The sequence below is a fragment of the Lactococcus nasutitermitis genome (assembly GCF_018403765.1).
GTDB lineage: Bacteria > Bacillota > Bacilli > Lactobacillales > Streptococcaceae > Lactococcus > Lactococcus nasutitermitis.
In genome coordinates, this window is the sequence record NZ_BOVQ01000002.1 from 55,303 (window position 1) to 75,419 (window position 20,117).

Annotated in this window: 19 protein-coding genes and 1 other annotated feature; of the genes, 3 read left to right on the plus strand and 16 right to left on the minus strand. The window is 38.8% G+C overall.

Annotated elements, in window-relative coordinates; genetic code table 11:
• Positions 1–137: 137 nt before the first annotated feature.
• The 3 genes from KJS36_RS00770 to KJS36_RS00780 are packed head-to-tail and all read right to left on the minus strand — an operon-like array spanning position 138 to position 4,202.
• Complete coding sequence (locus KJS36_RS00770; RefSeq protein ID WP_213533325.1) at positions 138–1,328, minus strand: pyridoxal phosphate-dependent aminotransferase; 1,191 nt, start codon at positions 1,326–1,328, stop codon at positions 138–140.
• A gap of 21 nt (positions 1,329–1,349) precedes the next feature.
• On the minus strand, positions 1,350–1,781 hold the full coding sequence (locus KJS36_RS00775; protein WP_244842514.1) for a cell wall elongation regulator TseB-like domain-containing protein: 432 nt from the start codon (positions 1,779–1,781) through the stop codon (positions 1,350–1,352).
• A 54-nt stretch (positions 1,782–1,835) separates the two neighbouring features.
• The gene (locus KJS36_RS00780; RefSeq protein WP_213533329.1) at positions 1,836–4,202 is read right to left on the minus strand and encodes a helicase C-terminal domain-containing protein; all 2,367 of its coding nucleotides are present in this window, start codon (positions 4,200–4,202) and stop codon (positions 1,836–1,838) included.
• Between the two features lie 197 nt (positions 4,203–4,399).
• On the opposite strand from KJS36_RS00780, the gene KJS36_RS00785 reads away from it, so the two are divergent.
• Positions 4,400–4,837, plus strand: a complete 438-nt coding sequence (locus tag KJS36_RS00785; protein ID WP_213533331.1) for a universal stress protein — start codon at positions 4,400–4,402, stop codon at positions 4,835–4,837.
• A gap of 92 nt (positions 4,838–4,929) precedes the next feature.
• On the opposite strand, the gene KJS36_RS00790 is transcribed toward KJS36_RS00785, so the two are convergent.
• From KJS36_RS00790 to infC, 4 genes are all read right to left on the minus strand, one after another.
• Entirely contained in the window at positions 4,930–6,633 is a 1,704-nt protein-coding gene (locus KJS36_RS00790; RefSeq protein WP_213533333.1) for a bifunctional lysylphosphatidylglycerol flippase/synthetase MprF, read from the minus strand.
• A 138-nt stretch (positions 6,634–6,771) separates the two neighbouring features.
• A complete protein-coding gene (gene rplT / locus KJS36_RS00795) occupies positions 6,772–7,131 on the minus strand; it encodes a 50S ribosomal protein L20 (protein WP_213533335.1) in 360 nt (119 codons plus the stop codon).
• 133 nt (positions 7,132–7,264) lie between these two features.
• Positions 7,265–7,465 (minus strand): 50S ribosomal protein L35, encoded by a 201-nt coding sequence (gene rpmI, locus KJS36_RS00800; RefSeq protein ID WP_213533337.1) that lies wholly within the window; start codon positions 7,463–7,465, stop codon positions 7,265–7,267.
• A gap of 120 nt (positions 7,466–7,585) precedes the next feature.
• Positions 7,586–8,080, minus strand: a complete 495-nt coding sequence (gene infC, locus KJS36_RS00805) for a translation initiation factor IF-3 (RefSeq protein ID WP_280520322.1) — start codon at positions 8,078–8,080, stop codon at positions 7,586–7,588.
• Between the two features lie 132 nt (positions 8,081–8,212).
• Positions 8,213–8,335: a sequence feature (ribosomal protein L20 leader region), on the minus strand.
• Between the two features lie 207 nt (positions 8,336–8,542).
• On the opposite strand from infC, the gene KJS36_RS00810 reads away from it, so the two are divergent.
• The gene (locus KJS36_RS00810) at positions 8,543–9,091 is read left to right on the plus strand and encodes a hypothetical protein (RefSeq protein ID WP_213533341.1); all 549 of its coding nucleotides are present in this window, start codon (positions 8,543–8,545) and stop codon (positions 9,089–9,091) included.
• A gap of 32 nt (positions 9,092–9,123) precedes the next feature.
• On the opposite strand, the gene KJS36_RS00815 is transcribed toward KJS36_RS00810, so the two are convergent.
• The 9 genes from KJS36_RS00815 to pnp form a co-directional block, all read right to left on the minus strand.
• The gene (locus KJS36_RS00815; RefSeq protein ID WP_213533343.1) at positions 9,124–9,810 is read right to left on the minus strand and encodes an HAD family hydrolase; all 687 of its coding nucleotides are present in this window, start codon (positions 9,808–9,810) and stop codon (positions 9,124–9,126) included.
• A gap of 28 nt (positions 9,811–9,838) precedes the next feature.
• Positions 9,839–11,719 carry a tRNA uridine-5-carboxymethylaminomethyl(34) synthesis enzyme MnmG gene (gene mnmG, locus KJS36_RS00820; RefSeq protein ID WP_213533345.1) on the minus strand — a complete coding sequence of 627 codons (1,881 nt, stop codon included), beginning with the start codon at positions 11,717–11,719 and terminating at the stop codon, positions 9,839–9,841.
• Between the two features lie 470 nt (positions 11,720–12,189).
• Positions 12,190–12,564, minus strand: coding sequence for a DUF1033 family protein (locus KJS36_RS00825; RefSeq protein WP_213533347.1), 375 nt, complete (start codon positions 12,562–12,564; stop codon positions 12,190–12,192).
• 67 nt (positions 12,565–12,631) lie between these two features.
• Positions 12,632–13,033 (minus strand): Mini-ribonuclease 3, encoded by a 402-nt coding sequence (locus tag KJS36_RS00830; protein WP_213533349.1) that lies wholly within the window; start codon positions 13,031–13,033, stop codon positions 12,632–12,634.
• Positions 13,026–14,384, minus strand: a complete 1,359-nt coding sequence (cysS, locus tag KJS36_RS00835) for a cysteine--tRNA ligase (protein ID WP_213533351.1) — start codon at positions 14,382–14,384, stop codon at positions 13,026–13,028. Before cysS ends, KJS36_RS00830 begins: the two co-directional genes overlap by 8 nt.
• Before the next feature lie 94 nt (positions 14,385–14,478).
• Positions 14,479–15,078, minus strand: a complete 600-nt coding sequence (gene cysE / locus KJS36_RS00840) for a serine O-acetyltransferase (protein ID WP_213533353.1) — start codon at positions 15,076–15,078, stop codon at positions 14,479–14,481.
• Positions 15,079–15,669: a TMEM175 family protein gene (locus KJS36_RS00845; RefSeq protein WP_213533355.1), complete on the minus strand. Its 591-nt coding sequence runs from the start codon at positions 15,667–15,669 to the stop codon at positions 15,079–15,081.
• Positions 15,670–15,767: 98 nt separating this feature from the next.
• On the minus strand, positions 15,768–16,541 hold the full coding sequence (locus KJS36_RS00850; RefSeq protein WP_213533357.1) for a hypothetical protein: 774 nt from the start codon (positions 16,539–16,541) through the stop codon (positions 15,768–15,770).
• Between the two features lie 146 nt (positions 16,542–16,687).
• Positions 16,688–18,979 (minus strand): polyribonucleotide nucleotidyltransferase, encoded by a 2,292-nt coding sequence (gene pnp, locus KJS36_RS00855; protein WP_213533359.1) that lies wholly within the window; start codon positions 18,977–18,979, stop codon positions 16,688–16,690.
• 273 nt (positions 18,980–19,252) lie between these two features.
• On the opposite strand from pnp, the gene KJS36_RS00860 reads away from it, so the two are divergent.
• Complete coding sequence (locus tag KJS36_RS00860; RefSeq protein WP_213533361.1) at positions 19,253–20,113, plus strand: LicD family protein; 861 nt, start codon at positions 19,253–19,255, stop codon at positions 20,111–20,113.
• Positions 20,114–20,117 lie beyond the last annotated feature (4 nt).

The following is a 20,117-nucleotide window of genomic DNA, read 5'->3' on the forward strand; positions in this document are numbered from 1 at the left end:
AAAATCCGAAAAATTCCATGTAGCCAAAAAAATCCATTTCGGCATTTTAACTGGTGTTGCACCTAGGATGAGTTCGCCAATGATGTTCATTTTCTTTGTCCCTCTCTAGAATGACGGATTAGAAACTTCTGTTACCTTTAAACTTTACTTTCCACCCACTTTTTAATCCGTGTGACGGCTTCAATAAGTGATGGGAGCGCAGTTGCATAGCTCAAGCGCACATTTTCAGGGGCATGAAAACCTGCTCCTGTCACGAGTGCCACATTTGCTTCTTCCAAAATCGCTGTCGTAAATGCCGTGACATCTGTATAACCCGTCAACTTCATTGCTTCTGTGACTTTTGGGAAAAGATAAAAAGCACCATTTGGCTTGACGACTTCAAAACCAGGAATTTCGACAAGTAGAGGATAAATCGTATTCAAACGTTCTTCAAAAGCCTGTCGCATCGTCTCTACATCTGTCATATCAGGATTTGCAAAAGCTTCAATAGCTGCATATTGACTGACTGCACTTGCGTTTGAAGTCATTTGGCTGATGAGCTTGGTCATGCCTGCGATAATCTCACTATCTCCTACCGCTACACCAATCCTCCAGCCTGTCATTGCAAAACTTTTGGAAACGCCGTTGATGACAATCGTATGTTTACGAATTTCTTCTGAAAGTGTTGAAATCGCAGTAAATGTCGCGCCATTATAAACCAACTGATGATAGATATCATCTGCTAAAATCAATAAATCATGTGCTACAGCCCATTCGCCAATCGCATGAAGTTCTGCTTCTGTGTAAATCATTCCTGTCGGATTGGACGGACTATTGAGCAACAAAACTTTTGTTTTTGGAGTATAAGCTGCTTCAAGTTGCTCAACGGTTACTTTGAAATCATGGCTTTGCTCTGTTTTTACGACAACAGCTTTTCCACCTGCCATTTTCACTTGGTCAACGTAAGAAACCCAGCAAGGCGCAGGAATAATGACTTCATCTTGACTATCAAGTACCGTCATAAAGAAAGTGTAAAGAGCAAATTTTGCGCCTGTCGCGACAACAACATTTTCAGCGGAAATCTCGTAGCCATAATGACGTTGCCAATAGCTTTTTACCGCTTCTTTTAGTTCTGGAAGTCCGCCAGATTGTGTATAAAAGCTAGCTTTTCCGCTATCAATCGCTGCTTTGGCTGCTTCTTTTATTTTTTCTGGTGTGGTAAAATCTGGCTCGCCCAAGGTGAGATTGATAATATCCTTACCTTGCGCTTTTAGTGCTTTGGCACGCGCTGATGCAGCAAGTGTCACAGATTCATCCATGTCCAATACAAAATCAGATATTTTTTTCATTTTTTCTCCAATATTTTTGAATTATCCAATAAGTTCTTTTCCTGTTGTGAAATCATAAACTTTATAGTTGTTGCTACTGTTGACTTCCCAAGCTGCTTTGCCTTTATAGAGCGTTAAGACAACTGAACTTGTGTTTTTGCTCGTAAGGCTTGTGGGAGCAACGCCTTTATCCATGTCCACAACAGTTATTTTCCCACTTTTTTGAGGAATAATTACACCGATTTCTTTGTTATTTTTATCCAGTCCTTTGATGGCATAAGTTGTAATATCCGTTGTTGCGATGTCAAAACTTTGGGCTGTTTTTAGATTTGTCTCTTTTTTGGCAATATTGATAGCTTGTGCGCGCGTTGTATTATAAGGACTAATTGCTTTATTCAAGAAAAGTCCTATGGCAATGTAAATAGCTATGATGACTGTTAGCGCACCTATGATGATTTGGGTTGATGCTTTCATTCGTCGCTTTCTCATGACTTTTCCTTTGCTTTTTTGATTGACTTCTTTATTTTATTATAGCAAAAAATTTAATATTTCGCTGACTGTCTCTTCAAATCCGAGCTTTTTTAGAGAAATGATATCTGTGAGTTTGTGGCGCATCCTTTTGGCATAACTTTTTCCTAGGAGGCGATTGTCAAGAACAACGACACTTGAACGCTGTGTTGTTCGGCGATTGACACGTCCCAAAGCTTGGCGCATTTTTAATGTTGCCATTGGGACATTGAAATCGTAAAAGGGATTTTTAAATTTGCTGGCGTATTTTTTGGTTAAAATGTCATCTGGTGTAGAAAATGGCAGGCGAGAAATGACGAGAATTAACTTGTCTTGCTGTTCAAAATCCACTCCTTCCCAGAAACTTCCTAGTCCGAGCAAAATTTGACTTTCTCCCTTGTCAAACTTTTTCTTGATTTGTGTGGCTGTACCGTTGATGTCCTGTGCGAGAACTGTCCAGCCATCGGCTGATAATTTTTCTGCGGTAAAGGTCAGTGAAATTTTCGAGGTAAAGAGAACAACAATAGGGATATTCAATTCTGCCAGCTCTGCAACTGCTTCTGCGGTGTAGTGCGCATAATCAATGGTTCCTGTGTTTTTTACATTTGGTCCGTCATTGATGACAAAAAGTTGTTGATTTTCGGCGACATTGCCTTTAATTTTGAAGAACTGATAGTCGTCAAAACCGAGTAATTCTGGGAAAGTCGGTTTTTCGTCAGAGAGTGATAAGGTCGCGCCCAGCATGAAAAGTTTGCTGGTTTTTGGGACACGTTGCGCAAAGTTGTAAAAATCTTTTTGACTGCTGAAAAGTCTGTCATTTTCACGCCAGACAAAGCTGTCAGGGACAGAAACTATTTTTGACAGTTCTGTCAAACCGAGTTCTTCTGCATCTAGGCGAATTTTATCTAAATCAAGTTGTTTTTTACTCAACTGGAAAATCAAACTTTCTTGCAGACGTTTTGTCAGTTGTGAGCCTGTCGTGTCAATTTTGACAAGTTCGTCAGTAATTTTTATACTCTGCTGTCCAAGATTTTCCATAATCGGGAAAAGTTGCTGAGCTTCGTCAACCACAAGCACACGATTTTCCAAAAATGTCTCTGGATAATCCGCCAATCGCTCAATCAGATAGGCATGATTGACCACGGAAATTTCAGAAATTTTCGAGCGTTTCTGCGCACGGAGCCAAAACTCTTGTTCGTAGTGGAGCTGGCTTGCACCGAGATAGCCACCATAGGCAAGTCGGGCAAAATAATCGTCATTTGTCATCACTCTTGAAAGCTCATCCAATTCGCCGGTTTCAGTCTCTGTCAGCCAAACCAGCACTTTCATCTTGAAAATCTCAAAATTTTTGCCGTCCGTATTATTTTGCAAAATCTGGGAAAATTTTTCCAAAGAAATATAATTTGACAGACCGAGCAATTTACTCATTTTGATACCAAATTTTTCGTCTAAAATAGGTGCAACATCTTGTACGAGTTGATTTTGCAGAACTTTTGTCGTAGTGGAAACAATGATTCTTTTCCCTGCCGCAAGCAATGGAAGCAAGTAGCCGTAAGTTTTACCAATTCCTGTCGGTGCTTCGATAAATGTCGGAAGTTTTCCTGTCAGCTCGTCCGTGATAATTTCTGCCAGTTGCGCCTGTTTTTCACGTGATGACAGTCCTAATGTCTTGATATTCTCATCGAAATTTTTTGACAGTTCTGTCAAAACTTTTTTTGACAGATTTTCATCATTTGTCAGTGATTTTGTGGCAATATTATGCACTACTGACAAGCCGTCAACTTGTAATTGCGTTTGCGCCAGCTGTTCCTGCAAAAAACTTTTTGTTTCGTAGAGCAGATTATCCGCGTGACGCAAGAGTTCTTCCAGCACAGCCCGCGGTAACTGGCGCACTTTTTGCTGAATTTTCACGAGTAATTCCGCTGTTGCATAAGCATCTGAAACGGCTGCGTGCGGATGCTCATGTGACAAATCAAGCCAGTCAGAGAGCGATTCCAGACCATATTTTTCAAAAGTTGGATAGAAAACACGTGACAAATCAACCGTGTCAATCCGCGTCAAGTCAATATCTAGCCCAAGCTGCGCCAAACTTTTCCAGAGCAAACCATAGTCAAACTTTGCATTGTGCGCGACAAACACTGTATTTTCCAGCATTTTGTGAATGTCTTGTGCCACCTCAGAAAAATCTGGTGCCTGTTTCAAACGATTATTTGACAAGCCTGTCAATTCCTTAATTCGCGGCATCAGTGGCTCATGCGGATTGACATCCGTTTCGTAAGTTTCCACAATTTCGTCATTTTCTACAATGACAATTCCAATTTGAATAATTTTATTTTCACTACTATGAGCATCGGTCGCTTCCAAATCCACCACAGCATATCGAGTCATATTTTTCACCTTTTTACACGATTCTTTTTAACTTTTTATTAGAAAATATTTTTGACAAGTCTGTCAAAAAACTTTTTCAGGAAAAACACTCATTCAATTATATCACATTCCGACTTTGTAACAGTTTTCTTTTTACAAATTAACAAAATTAGAGTAAAATGAGAGTATAAATAAAAAGATCCACGGAGGAATCGACTATGTTAGACAATTATAAAAAAATTCTTGTTGGACTGGACGGATCAGTTGAAGCAACTAAAGCCTTTGACAAAGCCGTTGCCACTGCTATCCGAAACGACGCTGAACTCGTCATCGCAAACGTGATTGATTTGCGCGCTTTCCAATCCATCTCAGCCTACGATTCCGTTGTCGCCGACGACACACATAAAGGGGCAGAAAATCTCATCAACGACTTCGCAGAAGATGCAAAAGCTGCCGGTGTTACCAAAATTACCACTCGTGTCGAATTTGGTTCACCAAAAGTCATGCTCGGACAAACCTTGCCGAAAGAAGAAAATATCGACCTCATCGTCCTAGGAGCAACGGGACTTTCCTACATTGAGCGAATTTTCATCGGTTCAGTCGCAGATTACATTATCAAAAATGCGCCATGTGACGTCCTTGTCGTTCGACAATAAAATCGAAAATAAAACGGATTTTCTTTCAAATCCGTTTTTTTATCCTAAAAAATGAGTAAAAAAGTTTTTGACAGTTTTGTCAAAAACTTTTTTCATCTTCCAAATCGTCCGCGTAGCTTCTCCAAAATTAATCTATCAATTCCCTTCGGATTTTGCGCTTTAATCAAAGCATAAGCATAGCTTGCTCCAAAAGGTTTCGGTGCATAAGCAACATAACGCGCCTGCCAATCCGTCGGTGCAAATTTTTTCTTTGCCTGATAAAGTCCTTTAAACCCATAAATTCCATTCAAATTTTCAAAAACAAATTCAAAAATTGGCGCTGTCATTGAGCTTGATTCCTCAGACTTCACATTTGCCAAAGGGCAAAGTCCAAGATTTCCCCAAGTTACGCCCTCATCGCGCATCACCGTAAAAGCGTCAAACATGATGACTTCCATCGTTCCATTTGGAGCCGCAGAGCGCCGTCGTGTCACATCCGCCATATAAGCATTTCCAGCATCATACGGGATAAACACAACAAAAGCCAGCATTTTCCCCTCACCATCTTTCGCGTAAAAATAGCGCCTGTTCAAAGGATTAGCAAGCTCCAATCCTCCAAGCATAAATCCCATTTCCGCACCTTTTTCCTTGAACCATTCTCGTGAAATATCATTCATTTCATGTTCAATCACCAAATCACGCTGAACTAAAGGTTTATATTCAGCCACGCTCACACCCAAACGTCTGGCATGATTGATGTTTGCACGCACTTTCGCCGCTTTTTTTCCTTTCAAATTATAATCTTCCAGCCGAATACAAGCGTCTTCACCCACTTTAACAACATTCAAACCATAAGCTTCATAAGTCTCACGTAGCACATCTGTGATATCAACAAAAAGCAATTTCCAGTCATTTTTATAAGTAAAACGTTGTACTTCACCCATAAATTTCACCGCATCCTCCGGCGCACAGATGATATCTCCTGCCACCACCAAAACATTATTCACGATAGTATAAGCAATCACACCATTAACCATTTCGCCAAAAAAATAATGTTTATCGCGCATCAAAGCCATATATGCCATCGGATTTTGCCCATATTTTTCAACCAGATTTAACACACGTTTTCTATCCAAACTACTCACGATAGGGCTAATAATCAAAGGCTTCAAAAAAAGAATAAGTGCAATAATCAAACAAACCCAACTCACAGCAATCAACGATACAATATATAAAAAGTTATCATGACGTGCAAAATCAGCTCCCGAAGTATTCATCAATAACAAAAAACGAAAAGAATGATTCAGTGCGCCCATAAAATTTCGCGTGCCAATATAGCCCGGTAAAAACCAAACTGAAAGTGCCGCATTGATAATCGCCAAAGCCAAGGGAATACAAGCAAGAATAATCGCCCGTGAACGTGTTGCAGTCTCAGACACACGTCTGAAATCCTGAAAAGTCACACCTAGAACCAATAAAATATAAAGCGAAATCAAAGAAGATACAGAAAAAATCTGCCCAGAGTAATAAAAATGCAGTACAAATAACATACTCTGCCCAATCATCGTCAAAACCCAAGCCGAGCGCAAACGTCGAAACAAACGAAAAGAAACCCAAAATCCAAGAAAACCAACCGTAAACGCCAGTACCCGATGTGTCATCAAGCCATAGGGCGCCACATAATCATAAAAAGCCATCGTCCGATGCCAACCAAAAGGATGGAGCCGCCAGACATAAAAACCCACAACATTTGCCAAACTAATCAAAAGCGACAAACCAATCGCCAAATTTTGGGCACTTCGCTTCACTCGATACATATCTCTTCCTTCTACATTAAAAAATCCAACTTACTAAGTTTATCACAATTCACTTTATTCATCAAAAAATTACATAGAATGAACTTTCAGCACATCTACAAAAAAAATGACCCCAAAAGGTCATTTATTCATACAAAATTATTTTGCAAGTGCAGCTTTAGCTTGTTCTGCAAATACTGTAAATGCAGCAGCATCAGTAACAGCCAAGTCAGCCAACATTTTACGGTTGATATCAATTTCAGCCAATTTCAAACCGTGCATCAATTTGCTATATGAAAGTCCATTCATACGAGCAGCTGCATTGATACGCGCAATCCACAATTTACGGAAGTCGCGTTTTTTCTGACGACGGTCGCGGAATGCGTAGTAGTATGAGTTCATGACTTGTTCATGAGCTGTCTTGAACAGACGGTGCTTAGCACCATAATAACCTTTAGCGAGTTTTAAAACGCGTTTACGACGTTTGCGTGTAGCGACGCTACCTTTAACACGTGCCATGTGTGTTTCTCCTTTATTTCTTAGAATTATCTTCGTCTGCCATCATAGCAGAACATTTCCAAATTAAATATTTTGATGATAGAAGTTCATTTCCAATAATGGAAAAACTTACTATCTCCTGAGCAATGAAAAATTATTTCATCCCTACAAGCATACGTTTGATACGTTTAAAGTCACCTTTTGAAACCATTGCAGCCTTACGAAGTTGACGACGTTGTTTTACAGTCTTACCATGCATACGGTGAGAAGTATAAGCGCGGAAACGTTTCAATCCGCCTGAACCAGTGCGTTTAAAGCGTTTAGCAGATGCACGGTGAGTTTTTTGTTTTGGCATTTTAATTCTCCTTAATTTGTATAGGTTCACAGAAACTAAACATTCTGCGTACTTTATCCATCAACGGTTAAAGTATTGAAGGTTTGACCCTTTTTTGATTGTTGCCAACTGTCACTCGTCTTATTTTTTAATAGGAGCGAGTTGTAAAAACATTTGGCGACCATCCATTTTGGCTCTTTGTTCAACTGTTGCAACTTCTTTCGTTGCTTCAGCAAACTTATCCATGACTTGACGACCCACATCTTGGTGAGTAATCATCCGACCTTTAAATCGGATTGAAACCTTAACTTTATCTCCTTTTTCAAGGAATTTAATGGCTTGTCGAAGCTTTGTATCAAAGTCATTTTGGTCAATGACTGGCGATAAACGCACTTCTTTGACATTCACAATCGCTTGTTTTTTCTTCGCTTCTTTTTGTTTTTTCTTTTGCTCAAACATGAATTTTGTATAATCCATGATTTTCGCAACAGGTGGTTCTTGATTGGAAATCAATACCAAATCCATGTTAAGATTTTCGGCTTGCGTCAGTGCTTCAGCAGTTGGTGTTACTCCAAGCTGTTCACCTTCAGCGCCTATCAGACGAACCTCACGTGCACGGATTGCACCGTTCATCAAAGGTTTTCTATTGTCTTGCTTTGCTATGTTCGTTCTCCTTTCGGCATATAACAAACCGTTCTTCGATTTGTGGAAACTTGTATTGTCAGCCGAGAATTAAAACAATCATTCGCTTGACAGCTTCCTATATTTTTAGAAAAACAAAAGCGGAACGCAATGCGCCCCGCTGATGAAAACATTCATTTGAATAATTCCATTTTGTTTGCCCAGGACTATTGCCACTCAGGCGAGAAGCGGGAGCTTCTGCTTTTCAACTTTATTATTCTATCATACTTCTTACAGCTTGTCAAATTTTTTTATCTTTTATTTTGCTTAAAATTTACTGCTCCATTGTCCATTACTTCAAAAAAAGCATTTAATTTATTTAAATAAGAAAAAAATGATAAAATAATTATAATAAACTTATCGAAAAGCGCTTACTAAACAGTGCATTATCTTAATTAAACAAGAATGGAGGAAAAAATGACACCTTATGAACTTGAACATCTTCGACGAGAAATTTCTAAAACTCAAAACTGGTCTCATCATAAAAAAGCAATGTACGGAATTGCCCAACTTTCCAAACTATCGCTTGCACGAGAGCAATATAATAGTATAAACTCAAAAATGAGACCAAAACAGAAAGAAAATTTTCATCATCTCACTGCTGATATCATCAATCAACTCATTTCTTTTGGAAATGTCGGACTCAGAAATGCGAAAATGTTGACCTTACATAACAAAAAGCAAAAAGATGAACAGAAACTCCCTATCAAAGAAGAACAAGGCATTCTTCACATTTTTCACAAAAATATCTGGCTGGAAAAACTTAATGACAACCAGCAAACCTTAGTCCTTGTTGTCACAGGAGGAATCAAAGCTGTATTGACTTTTTATAGTCACGACCATGAAAAAAATCTCCTCTCTCACACGATACATCTCACACAAAATGGAGTTTATCGCTTAAACACTTTGGGTCACAAACTCTTTTTACCTATAAATCGTCCGGCTCTTACATTCTTAACACTTTAAATAAAAAAAGCGAGAGATTACTCGCTTTTTTGTTATTCAAGATTTTCCAAAAAATCTTGTAAATTTGAAAATTCATAATCAGCTATAGTATCTTTTTCGCTTCCAATATAGACCGTCACCATTCCTAATTGCTTTGCTGGCAAAATATCATGTCCTATCAAATCTCCAACCATCAGTGTTTCTTCCGCTTGAAAATTTTCTTGCTCCAATATATTTTGAAAAGCACGATAATCTGGCTTTGTCCAGCCTGTTTCTCCCGAAATATAGACTGGAAATAAATCTTCAAAACCAAAACGACGAATTTTTTCTCTTTGCTCCCAACTCTCGCCATTACTTAAAATAGCAATAGAATAACGTTTAGAAAGTTGCTTCATTTTTTCTACTAATTGATTTTCTTGTTTGATTTCTTTCATCAAATCTTGTAAGAAAATATCCCAAAAGTTATCAATAAATGTTTCTTCATAAGAAATCTCAAAATAATCAAGAGTCAGACGAACACGATTTTCACGCGCTTCTTGAACCGTTATTTTTTCTGCATAAACATCTGTCCACATCAATGTATCAAAATAAACAAATTTATCCATCACATCATCAATCGAAAAATCCTGCTCAAAATCAAGCAAATCAAGAAACACGCGCCGATTAGCAATAAACCAATATTTTTTAAAAGGAAATAAGGTATTATCCCAGTCAAAAATGATATTTTTTATGTTTTTCATCATTTTTCTCCTTTGATTTTTAAGAGAATTATTTACGAGAGCGTCCCTCGAGATAAACCATGAGAATACTGATATCCGCAGGATTTACCCCAGAAATACGACTGGCTTGTCCAAGTGTTTCTGGATTGATTTTCTTGAATTTCTGACGTGCTTCTGTAGCGATACTATCAAGAATATCCCAATCCATATCTTTAGGAATCCGTTTTTCTTCCAAACGATGCATTTTTTCAACTTCACTCATCGCTTTTTTGATATAGCCTTCGTAGGTAATCTCAGTTTCGATAAGTTCGATGATTGCACGTTCTACTTCTTCTGGTGCGTCGCCAATAAAGGCTGCAAGGTCAGTATAGTGAACTTCAGGACGTTTGAGAAATTCAGTCGCTGTTAGCGCATCTTTTATGGGACCAAATCCCATTTTTTCTAGCTTTTCTTGTGTTTCTGGGAGAGGTTTGATCTTTTCTTGATTGAGCCGCTTCACTTCTGCATTGTACTGCTCCATTTTTGTTTGAAAAGCGCTCCAACGTAAGTCTGTGACAAGTCCTGCTTTATGTCCGATTGCTGTCAAACGAACATCTGCATTGTCATGACGAAGGATAAGACGGTACTCAGCACGAGAGGTGAGGAGACGGTAAGGTTCTACTGTGCCTTTCGTGACCAAATCATCAATCATGACACCAATATAAGCATCACTACGTTTGAGAATAAGTTCTTCTTTATTTTGTGCTTTCAAACTTGCATTCATCCCAGCAATTAAACCTTGTCCTGCTGCTTCTTCATAACCTGATGTTCCATTGGTTTGTCCTGCACTAAAAAGTCCTGAGATGAGTTTTGTTTCAAGAGTTGGACGAAGCTGATGAGGGAAAATCATATCATACTCAATCGCATAGCCTGTCCGCATCATTTCCGCATTTTCCAGACCTGGAATACTCCGAATAAGGTCAAACTGGACATCTTCTGGAAGACTTGTTGAAAGTCCTTGAACATAGACTTCTTCTGTGTTTCGACCTTCTGGCTCTAAAAAGAGTTGATGGCGAGGTTTATCAGCAAAACGAACCACTTTATCCTCAATAGATGGACAGTAACGTGGACCGACACCTTTGACAATGCCTGAAAACATTGGCGCACGATGAAGGTTTTTTCGGATAATATCATGACTTGAGCTGCTAGTATAAGTCAACCAACAAGGGATTTGGTCCTTAAGATAATCCTCATCTTTACTCAAAAAACTAAAATGATTTGGCGCTTCATCACCTGGTTGAATCTCTGTTTTAGAATAATCAATACTGCTTGACAACACACGTGGTGGTGTTCCAGTTTTAAAACGTCCGATTTCGAAGCCAAGATTGCGCAGATTGTCAGCAAGTCCGACTGAGGCAAGTGAATTATTTGGTCCTGAGGAATATTTTAGTTCTCCGATGATGATTTCGCCTCGCAAAGCTGTTCCTGTTGTGATGATGACTGACTTCGCCCCGTATTTTGTAGATGTCGCCATACGAACACCGATTACTTTGCCTTCTTCAACGAGGATTTCTTCAACCATACCTTGACGCAGAGTCAAGTTTTCCTGTCTTTCAATCGTTCTTTTCATCGTTTCTGAATACAGATTTTTATCTGCTTGCGCACGCAAGGCACGAACCGCTGGCCCTTTCCCTGTATTGAGCATTTTCATTTGAATATAAGTTTTGTCAATGTTTCTGCCCATTTCGCCGCCAAGAGCATCAATCTCACGGACAACGATACCCTTTGCAGAGCCTCCAACTGAAGGATTGCAGGGCATAAATGCAACCATGTTGAGATTGATTGTGAGAAGGAGAGTTTTAGTCCCCATACGAGCTGAGGCAAGCGCTGCTTCTACTCCTGCATGACCTGCACCAACGACGATAACGTCATAATTTTCTTGAAAATCCATTTTATCTCCAATTTTTCACTCAATTTTTTGCTCAAAATGAAAACAAAAAAGGTCAAGCCTTAGAAAAATATATGCTGAAAAAGCACATATTTTCCCGAGCTTTGACCATCGAGTTTTATGATAGAGATATTTTAACTCTTTTTTAGATATTTTTCAAGTATGCTTGCTTTCTCTTTATTCTTTGGGTTCAATATAAATATCTGGCGGAGTAATATTATGTACTTGAACCAGATGGCGTTGCAACATGAAAATGAGCGCAAATGCTACCAGAACAAGTATAATATCAAAAATAATAAGTATCTTTTTCATGTCAGTCTTTCTATGAGAATATTATTATAATTAAATTATAATATAATTAGAGCGTTTTTGGAAGTAATGTGACATTTATAATACTGTTAATACTTTTTTAATATTCTTAGAATTGTTTAATTATATTAAAAAAAGCTTAGATAATCTAAGCTTTTCTCATCTTATTCTTCATCTTGATTGAGTCTTTTACAACACTTGTGAGGCACTTGTCCTGATTTTTTTTCATATGCCCAGCGCTTTTTTTCTCTAGGAAGTTGGTGCCATTCTTCTAGCAATGCCAAGCTGTGATAGCGTTGCAAATAGCCTGCACATTCTTCACACCAAACCTGGTCTTTTTCTTCCCAGAATGCTGAAAGTAAATCTTCTTGGCTCTTATATTCTTCAAATGATTTTGCCATTTTTAGCCATTCATTTTTGTAGAATTTTAAAGCTTTGTAGAAATCTTCAAACTCATCTACTGAGATAATATCATTTTTCCAATCATCAAAGAACCACCAAGGTTCATCAATACCATACATTGTTACAACTCTATACATTTTTTATTCCGCCACCATTTCACTTCTCTATTCTAACGAATTTTTGAAGATTTTTGAAATAATATGCTTATTTTTTTAGGATTTCTGTATTTTTTAAGCAAAATTTCCAAAATTCTTGTAAGCGTTCTTCTTGATTTGTCAAATGTAAAATTCCAACTACCGCTTCAAATCCAGTAGAAATGCGGTAAGTCACAACATCTGTATTTTTTGCAGTTGTTTTTGAATGTGCATTGCGTCCGCGTTTGAAATAAATCATTTCTTCTTCTGTTAGAAAATTTGCATCCATCATTTTGCTGATAATGAGCGCTTGCGCTTTGGCAGAGACAAAATTTGTCGCCTTTTTTTGAAGTGCTGCTGGTTTTGTAATCCCTTGTGCGAGCAAATAATCACGAACAAAGACTTCGTAAACTGCATCACCAATGTAGGCGAGAGCTATTCCGTTGAGAAGTTCTGCGTTTTTTTTATTCACGATGCCACCTTACACCTTCTTTTGTGTCTTCAAGAACAATATGCTTGGCTTTGAGTTCGTCACGAATCAAATCTGACTGGACGAAATCTCGCATTTCACGGGCAAGTTGACGTGCTTCAATAAGTTTTTCAATCTCTGCATCGAGTGTTTTTTCTTCGGCAAATGTCATTCCTAAAATTGCGAGCACTTCGTCAAAAAATTGCTTGACTTCCTGACCGTTATTACCTTTATTGACCCAACTGATGAAGTCGTAAAAACTTGTCAAGGCATTGGCGATGTTAAAATCGTCATCCATACTGCTGATGAAGTCTGTTTTATATTTTGACAGTTCTGTCAAAATATTTTCTGATGGATTTGTGCTTGAATTTGCCATATTTCGGTAGGCATTTTCAATTTTTTTGACGTTATTCTGTGCATCTGTGATGGCTTCGTCAGTGAAATTTACCGGTCTGCGATAATGTGTTGTTGCAAGGAAAAATCTCAGAACTTGTGGATTGACGACTTGGAGCATTTCGTGGACTGTCTTAAAATTTCCTAATGATTTTGACATTTTTTCGCCATCAACATTGACAAAGCCATTGTGCATCCAATAATTGGCAAATTTTTGCCCTGTTTTCGCTTCAGATTGCGCGATTTCGTTGGTATGATGGGGAAACTCTAAATCTTGCCCACCACCATGAATGTCGAGTGTATTTCCAAGCAAATCAGTACTCATCACAGAACATTCAATGTGCCAGCCCGGGCGACCATTTCCCCAAGGGGATTGCCAAGAGATTTCGCCCGCTTTTGCTGCTTTCCAAAGTGCGAAATCTGCTGGCGATTCTTTGCGCTGTGTTTCTTCATCTGTCCGTCCAGAAGCACCGTCCAGAAGCTCTGCGAGGTTTTTATTGGCAAGTTTTGCGTAATCCTGCGACTTTGCCACACGGAAGTAAACATCGCCATCCGAAGGGTAAGCAAAGCCTTTTTCGATAAGCTCTGCGATAAAATCAATCATCTTGTCAATATAATCGCTGGCTTTTGGATTTTGCGTGGCACGCTCTACTCCAAGTGCATCAATATCTTCGTAAAATGCTTTAATATAGCGCTCTGAGAACTCTTTTGTTGTGATATTTTCCGCAGCTGCGCCGTTGATAATCTTATCATCCACATCTGTGAAATTTGACACATAATCAACCTCAAAACCACGATATTCAAAGTAACGACGAATCACGTCAAAAGCGACAACACTGCGCGCATTGCCGATATGAATGTAGTTGTACACGGTTGGTCCGCAGACATACATTTTGATTTTTCCAGGTTCAAGAGGAACAAAGTCCTCAATTTGACGGCTCATTGTGTTGTAAATTTTCATTTTTTCTCTCTTTGAAGTTTTTGACAAAGCTGTCAAAAATATTTTTGGTCAAAAAAGTCTGTTTTGAACTTTTTGACAGTTCTGTCAAAAAATTTTACAGATGAGATGAGTGATAACTGGCTTCACGAAGCTCTTCCAGCGTCATAATCTTCTCAACATCTTTTTTACCATTAATCCTTACGACGCGCGCGGGCACACCAACGACTGTCACATCTGCTGGCACATCAATCACGACAACTGCACCGGCACCAACCTTAGAATTTTCTCCAATTTCAATCGGCCCCAAAAGTTGTGAATGTGCCGAAATCAGCGCACCTTGACGCACAGTCGGATGCCGTTTTCCCTTATCTTTTCCTGTGCCGCCAAGCGTTACACCATGATAAAGTTTGACATTGCGCTCAACCACAGCAGTCTCGCCAATTACAAGCCCTGAGCCATGGTCAATAAAAACACCATTTTCAATCTCAGCACCGGGATGAATCTCAATCTGCGTCCAAAAACGCCAGAACTGCGAGTGCATTCTTGCTAACAATTTCAAATCATGTCGCCAAAGCCAATGCGAAATCTTGTGTGCAGCCAGCGCTTTGACACCTGGATAGGTCAATAAAACCTCTAAAGCCGTCCGTGCAGCAGGGTCATTTTCCTTTGTCACGCGAATGGCTTCTCGCCAGAAACCTTTCTTTTCATTTTTCATTTATTTTATTACCACATTCTTTATTAAACTACGTATTGGCACCCATATCATGAAAATGCCACCAATGTTATTCCAAGCTGTAAAACTAAAAGCAAATGCTAAAATAATCACTAAATAATAACTCACAACCAAGAATTGCCGCTTATTGCGTAAAACATGATTGAAATCCATTATTCTTTTCAGCAAATTATCATGCAGGCGCGAAATTCCAACAACATAAATAATGTACACAAACAGAAATGACGTACTGCTAGATGAAGCTTCAATCCGCGTCATCAGTGGAAAAACTGAGACACCCATCAAAAAAAGTGAATAAGCAAATACTTGCCAACCAGATATTTTCTTAATCTGCGAAAAAACTCTTATCGTTTCAAAATAAAAACTCACAATCACTAGAAAACTCACAACAAAAATAATCAGTGGACTAACCATTGTGCGATAAGATGACATCTCAGCCAAATTTCCCTTTGGTACAGGAATTTCAAGTACCATAATCGTCGCCGCAATCGACAAAATCGCATCTGTAAAAGCTTTGAGGCGCTCCAACATTGCCTCGCCATATTCAGCAATATCTAGTTTTTTTCTTTTCATAAACTTTCTACTTTTTTAGATTTTAGCAAAAATACTTATGATAAAATTATACCATAAGTAGTGTTTTGGCGCTTTCCACAGCTATTTAATTCAAAAATCTAGCGTAATTCTTCCCAAGTTATGATTGTTTTTTGATAGTCTTCGATATCCACATCTAGCGGATTGATCGTTACACCGACTGTTTTTCCGAAAATATTTTCCGCTTCTTTTGGCTCTAACAACTCTGAAAATGTCATCACGAGAACTTGACCATTATTTTCTTGGAAAGGCTCGCCAAAAAATTCGCTATTATACCAAGTCGAAAAACTGTCCAGATTATCAAAAATTGGGATGTAATCCTGCTCATCTCCAGCCGTCAGACTTTCAAAACCTCGATGAATCGCATCATTATCATCTTTCCATAAAAATGTTGGCACCAAATAAGTGCGACTTAAACGTTCTGTTTTCTGATTTTCTGGATTGAGCATCGCATTCAGGATTTCTGTGTAATGATTAAGAAATGTCAACAAGCTATTTTTCTCAAAATAAGCAGTATTTCCACGATTTTCATCCATTGAAAGTTTCGGATTAAAAGCAATCACTTCAAGTTCTGTTGGCATCAAAGTATCCAATAAAACATTCAATTTTTGCGTTGTCCAGTCTGTATTGACATCATTCAGATTTGCCATGAAAATGTCCAAATCCTGCTCAGTCGTAAAAACAGGAACTGCTTTTTTTCCCTCAATTTCCACATAAAACAATTCCGCAGGAACCAGAATTGACAGACCTTGCAGCGCATAAGTAAATGACAAGTCTGTCAAAAATTCTGCAGGATTTTCAAGTGATGCGCGGAGTTTTTCATCCACATCAGAGTTTAAATTATATTTATTCATTTTCAATGCTGAGAGCGAAAGTTTTTTGACAGAACTGCTGTAGGGGCTAGAGAATTTATTCTCAGCCTTCTCGGACAGGGTGAACTTATAACGAAGTTGTAAGTTTGTACCCTGTCAAAAACTTTTTCACTCTATTTTACAGCTTTTTATTCAGGTTTTTTTGTTGAAAGTTCAGGAAATTCATTGTCAACGTGTGTGTGACGTTCGCGCTGTTCAAAACGATGTTCGCCAGTATTTCCATTGCCATTACGATGGTCATTTTTTCGGAAATTATTTCGATGATTGCCATTATTCTCACGACGTTCACGTGGTTTGCGTTCAGGCTTAACATAGTCCGCAGGCTTTTCAAGCAACGCACGCATTGACGCATCAACTCTGCCCTTATCATCAATTTTCATGATTTTCACTTTGACAATGTCGCCCAATTTCACAACATCTTCAACTTTCGCTGTCCGCGCCCAAGCCATTTCAGAAATATGAACCATCGCATCCGTCTTGCCAAAGAGATTGACAAACGCCCCAAAACTCTCAATCCGCACAACTTTTGCATCATAAATATCGCCAACTTTCGCCACGCGAACAAGTTCAGCAATAATTTCCTTCGTCCGGTCAATCGCCGCCTGATCAGATGAAAAGATAGAACACAATCCTTCTTCATCAATATCAATCTTCACGCCAGTTTCAGCGATAATCTTATCAATCGTTTCGCCACCTTTACCAATGACGATTTTAATCTTATCTTCATCAATCTTGATCGTATCGATTTTCGGTGCTGACGGTGCCAATTCAGAACGAGGAGCCGCAATCGTTGCTTCAATCACATCCAAAATTTGCATCCGCGCAACTTTTGCCTGAGCCAAAGCTTCCGCGAGAATTTCAGCCGTAATCCCTTGAATTTTAATATCCATCTGCAAAGCAGTAATCCCATCACGCGTTCCAGCAACCTTAAAGTCCATATCGCCAAAGTGGTCTTCCAAGCCTTGAATATCCGTCAAGATAGTATAATCAGAACCATCAGAAATCAAGCCCATCGCAATCCCAGCAACTGGCGCTTTGATTGGTACACCACCTGCCATCAATGCCAATGTTCCCGCACAGATAGAAGCCTGCGAAGACGAACCATTTGACTCCAGCACTTCAGCAACCAAACGAATCGCATAAGGAAATTCTTCCAAACTTGGCAACACTTGTGTCAAAGCTCGTTCGCCCAATGCGCCGTGACCAATTTCACGACGACCTGGTGCACCATAACGACCAGTTTCCCCAACAGAATACTGTGGGAAATTATAATGATGCATGAAACGTTTTTTGTACTCTACATCAAGCCCATCAATGATTTGCGCTTCGCCCATTGGAGCAAGTGTCAATGTTGACAAAGCCTGCGTTTGTCCACGTGTAAACAAACCTGAACCATGTGTAATTGTCCGAGGCAAAAAGTCAATTTCTGCATCTAATTGACGGATTTCATCAATCTGACGACCGTCAGGACGCACTTTTTCCTCAATAATCAAACGACGCACTTCTGCGTGTTCCATTTGTTCCAAGATTTCAGCCACATCACGCAAGATAATCTTAAGATTTTCATCTTCCGCAAATTTTTCTTCATATTCAGCAAGTGCCTTGTCTTTCACCGCTTTTGTTTCAGCCTCACGCACAACTTTATCCGCATTTTTCACAGCGACTTGAAGCTCAGTATTGTAGGTAGCTTGAACTTCCTCAGCAAGTGCGTTATCTACTTGCAAAAGCTCCACTTCTGCTTTTTCCTTGCCAACCTTTTCAACAATAGCCTTTTGAAAAGCAATCAATTCCTTTACAGCAGCGTGTCCAGCAAGCAATGCACCCAGCATCACTTCTTCTGAAAGTTCTTTTGCCCCTGACTCAACCATATTGATAGCCTTGTCCGTCCCAGCAACAGAAAGTTCCAACTCCGAAAGTTCTTTTTGTTCAAGAGATGGATTAATGACATATTCACCATTGACATAAGCTACTTCAACTCCGGCAATCGGCCCATCAAATGGAATATCTGAAATCGCCAAACTCAAAGAAGAACCAAACATCGCTGACATTCGCGCCGTTGCATTTGCATCATATGAAAGCACCGTATTAATCACTTGTACTTCATTACGAAATCCCTCAGCAAACATTGGACGAATCGGACGGTCAATCAATCGAGCTGTCAACGTTGCATCTGTTGACGCACGTCCCTCACGTTTGTTAAAACCTCCAGGAAATTTCCCAGCAGCATACATTTTTTCTTCGTAATTAACTGTCAATGGGAAGAAATCTCCCAAAGTCATTTTCCCCATTGTTGCTGCGGTTATAACTGTTGTATCCCCATAACGTACGACAACTGCACCATTTGCTTGCTTAGCGACTTGACCTGTTTCGACAGTCAAGGTCCGTCCAGCAAATTCAATTGAAAATACTTCTTTAGACAAAATTTTTTACCTCAAAATTTTTTAATTTTTACGTCTTTCTAAACAAAAATCAATTTGATAAATTTTGATTTATTATTTGACAAAACTGTCAAATTCATTTTTGTATAGAACAGCACGTATGCTTCATTATATCACAAATTTTTATCAAAAAAAGTATTCTCAGAAGAGAACATTGAAATAAAAAATAAACTTTGTTATACTTAAAGAGTTCATAATGAAATCAGTGCCATTTTAATGGCTTTTTTACAGTTAAATTAATTTTAGAGAGAAACAATGAAAGAAGTAACCAAAGACGAACTTCGCACAATACAACTAGACATGGTCGCCTATATTGACCAAATTTGTCGCAAAAATAATATTGCCTATTCCATCAGTGCAGGTACCCTTTTAGGCGCAATCAAATATCAAGGCTATATTCCTTGGGACGATGATATTGACCTCATGTTGACACGTCCAAACTACAACAAACTCATGGAAGTTCTAATGCAAGAATGTCCCGAAAAATACAGCCTTCTTTACTACAAAGTCCATGAAGCTTATCTTCCAATGGCAAAGCTCTATGACAATCGTACCAGCGTAACAAGTGTGCTTGACACACTCAATCAAACATCAGGAATTTTCATTGATATTTTCCCACTTGATAGCCTGCCAGATGATAAAGCAGAAGGTGAAACTTTCAAAAAACAAATCCGTAAAGAAGTCACCCATCTTACCGCATCAGCACCACACGGACTTTCCTATGCAAGTTCTGAGAAATGGGAATATTTTATAGGAAAACTCATCTTATGGTTTCCCTATCATATTCATTATTTCGGAAAATATCGTACTCTTGCTGAAAAAGTGGATAATCTCATGCAAAAATACAATGACAAAGACACAAAATACTGCAATTACGTTTTTTCTCCACCAAAACGGACCGCATATTTTGATAAAAACCTCTTCACAGAGTACGAAGATATCCCCTTTGAACAGCTCACACTACGTAAAATCAAAAATCACGCGCCTTATCTCAGTGAACTCTACGGTGATTATATGCAGCCACCACGCAAAAATCAACAAAGAAATCATGATTATTATCATTGGTATTGGAAAGATGAAAATAATATCCCATCAAGTAGCTCAGAAAACGATTAGAAAG